10 protein-coding genes are annotated in these 6,679 nt (G+C 62.0%); 8 read left to right on the top strand and 2 right to left on the bottom strand.

The features are described 5' to 3' along the window. Positions 1–156 precede the first annotated feature (156 nt). A complete protein-coding gene (locus QZY03_RS03060; RefSeq protein WP_295578199.1) occupies positions 157–930 on the bottom strand; it encodes a hypothetical protein in 774 nt (257 codons plus the stop codon). Between the two features lie 57 nt (positions 931–987). After that, the gene (locus tag QZY03_RS03055; protein ID WP_295578198.1) at positions 988–2,511 is read right to left on the bottom strand and encodes a hypothetical protein; all 1,524 of its coding nucleotides are present in this window, start codon (positions 2,509–2,511) and stop codon (positions 988–990) included. Positions 2,512–2,840: 329 nt separating this feature from the next. Between QZY03_RS03055 and QZY03_RS31945 the strand changes: the two genes are divergently transcribed. The 8 genes from QZY03_RS31945 to QZY03_RS03020 all read left to right on the top strand — a co-directional run bounded on the left by QZY03_RS31945 (position 2,841) and on the right by QZY03_RS03020 (position 6,280). Then, complete coding sequence (locus tag QZY03_RS31945; protein WP_363169129.1) at positions 2,841–3,125, top strand: BrnT family toxin; 285 nt, start codon at positions 2,841–2,843, stop codon at positions 3,123–3,125. Then, positions 3,106–3,396, top strand: coding sequence for a BrnA antitoxin family protein (locus QZY03_RS03050; protein WP_295578196.1), 291 nt, complete (start codon positions 3,106–3,108; stop codon positions 3,394–3,396). The genes QZY03_RS31945 and QZY03_RS03050 overlap by 20 nt, the downstream gene beginning before the upstream one ends. 88 nt (positions 3,397–3,484) lie before the next feature. Then, positions 3,485–3,889, top strand: a complete 405-nt coding sequence (locus tag QZY03_RS03045; protein ID WP_295578194.1) for a hypothetical protein — start codon at positions 3,485–3,487, stop codon at positions 3,887–3,889. Continuing rightward, a complete protein-coding gene (locus tag QZY03_RS03040; RefSeq protein WP_295578192.1) occupies positions 3,889–4,320 on the top strand; it encodes an HNH endonuclease in 432 nt (143 codons plus the stop codon). Before QZY03_RS03045 ends, QZY03_RS03040 begins: the two co-directional genes overlap by 1 nt. A 1-nt stretch (position 4,321) precedes the next feature. Then, complete coding sequence (locus QZY03_RS03035) at positions 4,322–4,567, top strand: addiction module protein (RefSeq protein ID WP_295578189.1); 246 nt, start codon at positions 4,322–4,324, stop codon at positions 4,565–4,567. Further along, positions 4,540–4,767 (top strand): DUF433 domain-containing protein, encoded by a 228-nt coding sequence (locus QZY03_RS03030; protein WP_295578187.1) that lies wholly within the window; start codon positions 4,540–4,542, stop codon positions 4,765–4,767. The genes QZY03_RS03035 and QZY03_RS03030 overlap by 28 nt, the downstream gene beginning before the upstream one ends. Before the next feature lie 60 nt (positions 4,768–4,827). After that, positions 4,828–5,661: a hypothetical protein gene (locus tag QZY03_RS03025; protein WP_295578185.1), complete on the top strand. Its 834-nt coding sequence runs from the start codon at positions 4,828–4,830 to the stop codon at positions 5,659–5,661. A gap of 85 nt (positions 5,662–5,746) precedes the next feature. Beyond that, the gene (locus QZY03_RS03020) at positions 5,747–6,280 is read left to right on the top strand and encodes a hypothetical protein (protein ID WP_295578183.1); all 534 of its coding nucleotides are present in this window, start codon (positions 5,747–5,749) and stop codon (positions 6,278–6,280) included. Positions 6,281–6,679 lie beyond the last annotated feature (399 nt).

The raw sequence follows: 6,679 nt of genomic DNA, 5'->3' as shown, positions 1-6,679 counted from the left end.
GGCGGCCGGGATGTTGGGGTTCGTTCCTCACCCCAACCTACCGGGCTGGTGGCGAATTGACTAACCCATTGAAGCCCAGCGCCTCGCGATCATATTTCCAGGGGGTTACGGGGCTCTCCGGGCATTTCGCCACCAGTGTCCGTGCCTCACCGCATCCTACGGGCTGGCGGCTTCTGTTGGGTGGAACGACGACCGCGAGGTCCAGGTCGGGCGTGCCAGCAGCAGCAAGCCGCCGAACAGCAGGGCCCAAGCTGGCGGCTCGGGAACCACCACGCCAACCTCGGCGATCCTGACCCGTGCCAAGGCGGACGTGGTGTCGTCGCCCAGGAACAGAAAGTTGGGCAGGGTGTACGGGAAGCCGAACGCGGAGTAGTCCCGCATCGCGCCCGACAGCAGCGCTGAGCCGTTTGCCCAGAGCGCATAACTGCCGCTGTCCAGACGCAGCAGATAGTCCGTCATGGCTGTGGTGTCAAAGGCGGCTGTCTCCGCCTTGGTAAAGCCCACGGCCTGCGCCCAGACCTGATCCGTCCAAAAGCCCAGTTCGATGCCCTGGTGCGCGTCATCCAGCAAGATGACGCTGAACCCGGCCCGGTTGGAGTTGCCGGTGTGCGACTCGGCGAGCAGTTGGGTGGTGAACGAGAGCGTAAAGCCGGCTCCGCTATCGATCGGAAGGCTGTACATATAGCCTGCCTGGGCTATAGTGTCCGCTGTCGTATCGAGTGTCACCGCACCTGCCGCCACCGATTCGCTTGCCGACGGCACGAACGCGATCCAGCCTTGCGCCCCTGGACTGGTACCCAAGGCGCCGTCATAAATCGGCCCAGCATGCGTAAGCGCGCAGCACAGCAGCCAGGTCGCCCCGGAGGCACAGGTCAACCAGTGTCGCAGCAACCTCCTGGTATCGATCGAAGGAACGGTTTCAGTTTTCATGGAATCCTGCCTCCGGTAAACAGGGCTTTGATCTCAACAGGCGATAGCGCGACCGTGCTATCGTACCCCCGCCATCGGACGCATTTCGACGTCGCAGGTGCCGCCAAGGCGGACGGTGGTGGGTTTGCCGCCGCCATCGCCGCAGGCTTCGCCCCGGTCCTTGACCCGGCAGGTGACCTCGACCGGCCGGCCGTCGTTGATCCAGCTCGGGGTCTTGCGATAGCGTCCGATCTCCTTGAACCGGCAGCCGGCCGGGACGCCATAGGGCGGGCAGGCGGCGGGGTCACGCAGTGACACCTTGCGCTTGTCGACGCTGAAGCCGGGGTAAGTGTCCAGAACCCGGATGACGTCACCCTGCGGTTTTTCCTCGAACACAAATTCCTTGAACTCATAACCGCCGTCGGCGGCACTGCCGACCTGGATGCGCTTGTCGGCGATCAGCGCAAAGTCGCCGTCGCGACTGGCGACCGCGCCTGCCATGTATTCGACCCGGTCGTGCCGGGGGAAGCATTTGCCCATGGCGGGGGCGTGATAGTAGTGGCGCAGTTCAGTGAGGTTCGCGAGCGGGGTGCCGGGGAAGATCTCCTTCAGGTCGGCCTCGCTGCCGTAGAGGATGCGCTCGACGTCACCGACGTTCTGGGTGTACATGGCCTGGAACTTGGCGTAGGTCTCGTCCTGGGCCAGATCGGGGCGCAGGAAGCAGGAGGTGAGTCCGGAGATCTGGGTCAGGTACTCATCCCAGATGTTGTATTGGTTCACCGTGGAGGCGGCACCCTGGAAGTCGCCGGGGAAGCCGCAGCCCTGGTTGCTCTTGCACTGGCCGACGACGCGGTTGCGGATGGACAGCGCGATGACGTTGCGCTCGCAGGTGCCGTAGGCGTTGCAGCCGCGGCCGATGTGGCCCTCGAAGAGGGTCGTACGCATCACATAATCCAGATGTTTGGCACGGGCCAGTTCAGTGTCCGAGCCCAGGCGTGCGTTGGCGCGGGAGAACTCGCCCCAGGCGTTGGCCAGGGCCGCGCGCCGGCCGGTCAGGGCGCGGTTGGCGGCCTCGCATTGGGGGGAGGCGTGAAAGGCGCGCACGATCTGGTCCAGATTCGTCGCCCCGGCCGTGCTGTCGTCTTTGCCGCCGGAGCGGGGCGGATCGAAGAAGGGCGCTTTCTTCAGGGCGTAGAGTTGGCGCACGTCGATGACCTGCTTCACCTCCGGCGCGCAGTGGTGGTTCTGGACCTGGAGTTGGCCGCGTTCGGCCACCGTGCGCTTGAACCGTTCGGTGTCGGCCCGCGTCGCCTTGCGTGGGTCGACGACGACCTCGAAACCGACATAGGGTGTTCCCTGATCGTCGGTCAGCGGTTTGCCGTCGCGGATCACCAGGCAGGGAATCAGCGAGGTGCCCTGGCTCAGTGAGCCGGCCGGCGCACCGGGGCCGGTGAAGCCCTCCGCCCGGTAGTAGGGCACCGTGGCCGGGCCGTTGAACTTGTAGATGGTCATCACCTGGGTGGCGGGGATGGCCGCCTGGGTGATCTGGGCGGCGGTCAGGAGGACCAATGCGCTGAACGATCGCTGCAAAAAACGCTGCATGGGATGGAGCCCTGGGGGGTTGATCGTGAATCTGCTTCACGCGCCGGGGGTGGCCGCGCTTCAATCCGGCCGGAGCCCCTTGAGGATCCCCGTCACCGTCGCGTCCAACATGCCAGCGAACAGCTCCTTGGGCAAGTGCTGATCCACCAGCACCAAGTCCGCCCTCGCTCTGGATCCGCCGCCGCGGAGACTGGGGTTGCGCCTGGACTTCGCCTACGCCTGGTGTCCCGACTCACGCCCTGTTCCGAGCGCAGTTGCCCCCATCTCAGACTCCTGATAGCGTTGACCTCCGCCAGCGATCTGATCCAGGATGCACTGGAAATTAGGGAGTGGGACTCAAAGCCAATCTGGCAAAACATGGCGTGGATTGTCGCGACTGCGAATCGGTCCTCTCCGATCTCTACGCGCTCATCCATGAAGATCGCGAACACGCTGAGGAACGCTACACGACCATCAGAGTCGATGACCTTGGGAGACTCTTGATCGTCGCCTATACTTGGCGCGACCGCAGCATACGTCTCATCTCCGCTCGCCGGGCGACGACCCAAGAACGGAGAGCGGAGCCGGTATCCCGGCCCATAAAGCTGGCACACTATGAAACGACACGACGATAGCGACCCACTCGATCAGGAAATCGACTTCAGCCAGGCCCACCGTGGCCCAGCCATCACCCCCGAGCGCGATAAGACCCGCGTTACAATCTCCTTGGATACAGCCGTCGTCGACTGGTTTAGGGAGCAGGTTCCGGAAAACGGCGGCAGCTACCAGACGCTGATCAACGAGGCCCTGAAGGTCCACATCAACCAGCAGCAAAGCCGTAATGATCTGGAACAGACACTGCGGCGGGTGCTGCGCGAAGAACTCGATGCCAGGCAGGCTGCTTGAGGGCGATGCGTTTGAACGCTTACGGTCACGCCTGGATACGCGCGCCCCAGCCTCAATGCCTTGCATCCATTAACAAAGAAGACCCGCGATGACCACGATTACGCTGGATTTGTCCGAGTCCCTGGTCCGACACGCAAGCCAGGCCGCACGACTCATGCACCGCCCCTTGGAGCAGGTACTTGTTGCGCTGCTGGAGGCGGCCCTGCCGCCATTGGACGACTGCCCGCCCAAGCTCCAGACCCAACTGATTGAGATGACCTGGCTAGGCGATGGCACCTTAATGGACATCGCCACGTCCAGCATGTCGGAGCCCGACCGGCTGCGCCTTGCGGACTTGGGGTTGCGTGCCGACGCGCTGACGGCCGAGGAGCAAGAGGATCTGGCACTGTTGCGGGAGCGTTATGGCGAACTCACCCTGCGCAAGGCCCGCGCCTTCGCGCTACTCAGTATCCGTAGCGGAGAACGACTGCTCGCGCACGCGGCAGCGGCTTGATGGCCGATGCGCTGCCCAAGGCATTGCGCGAGCGGATTTCCGTCGCGGCAGGCCATCGCTGCGGATACTGCCAGACTGACCAACGCGTCAGCGGTGCGCAGATGCACGTCGAGCACATCGTCCCCCGCGCCTTGGGCGGCAGTTCGCAAGAATCGAATCTCTGGCTGTCCTGTGCTTGGTGCAACAGTTACAAGGGCATTCAAGTCGAGGCACCGGACCCCAATACCGGGCAGAAGGCGCCGTTGTTCAACCCGCGGGGCCAGCGTTGGGCGGAGCATTTCGCCTGGGACCCGGCTGCCACCCACATCCTCGGCCTGACACCGACCGGACGCGCAACCGTCGCGGCGCTGAATCTCAACAACCCATATATCGTACCGGCCCGCCGTCTCTGGGTACTCGCGGGTTGGCATCCGCCGAACCCGCGTGATTGACATGAACACCAACGAAATCATCAAGATGAGCGTCGCAGAGCGAATTGATGCCCTGGAAGCCATCTGGGATTCTCTCATGATCGCCGACGCCAAGATAGAATCGCCGGATTGGCACCAAGACGTCTTGGCCGAGCGGCGCGCACGGCTTCGCGATCCTTCCGCGAAATTCGTTTCACTGGCGGATCTCAAAATCGGGAATGAACTGCTACGGGGAAAACGATGGGCTACATCGACAGAATCGCAATAGCGCCAGGTAAGCGCGGTGGGCGCCCCGTTATCCGCGGGCTTCGCATTACCGTCTACGATGTTCTTGGATGGCTCGCCGACGGCATGACCGCCGACGAAATCATCGACGATTTCCCGGAGTTGGAAAAGGCCGACATCCAAGCCTGCCTGGCCTACGCCGCCGATCGCGAGCGCCGTGCGGTCGTGGTTCAGGCGTCTTGAGGCTGCTTCTTGAGGAGAGCCTGTCGTGCCGATTCGTCCCAGCCCTGCTCAGAATGCGCAATGAACCCTATTGACTCATCGGAAGTTCCGGTGGCCCGGCCGGACGCCGCGCTCCTGGATCGGGTTGCGGCCAGGCTGCGTCAGCTTTTCGTCGGGACAGCACGTGCGTATATACTCCAGCAGCCGGACGGCTCATATCGCACGGTGCGCCGTCGGCTGACCACGAATGTCGTCAAGCATATGTTGCTGACCGGCGGCAGTGTTGGCGCTTACCAAGTGTCCAACGGCCGTGTACCTTGGATTTGCTTTGACTTTGACGTCACGAAGAGTGCGCAGCAAGCTGCCGGTAACGCCGGATGGGCGAGCATCATTGACGATCGACTTCTGCCGCTTGTCGATCAGTTGATTGCGCACCTGCGCTCACTCGCCATCCCGCACCTCGTCGAGTTCTCCGGCAATCGGGGAGTCCATATCTGGGTTATTTTTGACCGTCCAGTTCCTCGCGCCACCGCGTATCGGGTCTTGTCCGCACTCTTGGATGGCGCAACCCTCTCGCATGATCTGGGCGACATTCAAATCGATCGTTTTCCTGCGGACGAAGAAAGCGTTTCTCGATACGGGAAGGCCGTGAAACTGCCGCTGGCCCGGCACCGGAAGTCTCAGCGCTTTGCGTACCTCATGGCAGTCAGCGAAAGCGCAAAACTCGATACACCGAAACTCTACAGTAGCCTGACCGAAGCGCTCTTGCTGAGCCAGGCGGCGATTCTCGACCAGCACAGACCTATTTCAGCCGCCGCCCTTCTAGCGAAGCTTAACCTACCCATTGAGCCTCCCGGTCCCGCCGAGGCTCCCGTTGCCCAGTTCTTGCGCTGTCAGGTCATCTGCGATCGTTGAGCTGGGAAGGGGAGTCGCGCAGGATGGCACTAAGCCACGACTCATCGTTCCTCACGATGTTGGAATCAGCGGGAGACAGATCGCAATGGCTTTCAAATCCTACTACCTAGCAGAGGAGGTGGACGAGAAGCGGGAAAAGTGGGCTGTTGATAACTGCTACCATCGGGTACCTGCGGACAGCTTCAAAGACTTTGGGACGGGTATGTCACGCTTCGGAGAGGTGCACTTTGTATTTGCGCGTTATACAAGCGACGCTGAAGCGAAGATACGGGATGCACTTGCCTGTCACTATCCGAAGAAGGAATCGGTGCAATTCCATGGCTCCGAGGTCCGTGACGGGAGCTACAAGCTGGGGAAAGCGCTTCACCTAAACCCAATGCGCCGTCAGGAGTTCGCCGGATTAGTGTGCAACAAGAGCCTTCTGAAAGCCATATTCGAGATTTCGCCGGACGAGGAAGAGCAGCTTGAGAAGGAGCGCAAAGATACGGACCAAATCAACCTCATGGTCCGGGTTGAATCGGTCCCGAAGGGAGCGGCGACTTTGTTTACTCTCCGCCCTCGCAAAACTGGCATAGAGCCGCTATTCAAGCGCATCGCGGAGCATCCTCGGCGCGCATAGCTGCGCGAGCCCCGCTGAACTCAATCGTTATTTGAGCCGTCACAGTAGACTGTCAGCGGATTAACCGGAAGATGGATCTGCGAAATTGCTGCGGCGGATGCCGTTGACTTGTATTGCTGTCAGACCAAGCCGATCTTGTCATGATCCGGGTCGCGCTGGGACAGTATCAGACCCCGGAGCAGCCGGAATATCCGGTTGGGCAAGCCTGAACCCGAGGATGCCGCCGGCGGCATAAAAGGTTCCGGCGACACCGATCCGGATCAAAGCAGTCCGGCGCGTTTAATGTCGAAATACCGGTTCACCAGGGCGATCGGCAGTTGCGCCGGGAGTAGATCCAGCGACTGGATGCCCAGGTGCTGCAGGCGCTCCTGGTGCCGCTGGCGCTGGGCGAGCCAGCCG

It is taken from the genome of uncultured Lamprocystis sp., from assembly GCF_903933125.1.
Lineage (GTDB): Bacteria > Pseudomonadota > Gammaproteobacteria > Chromatiales > Chromatiaceae > Thiodictyon.
This window is presented reverse-complemented; position numbering and strand designations above follow the sequence as displayed.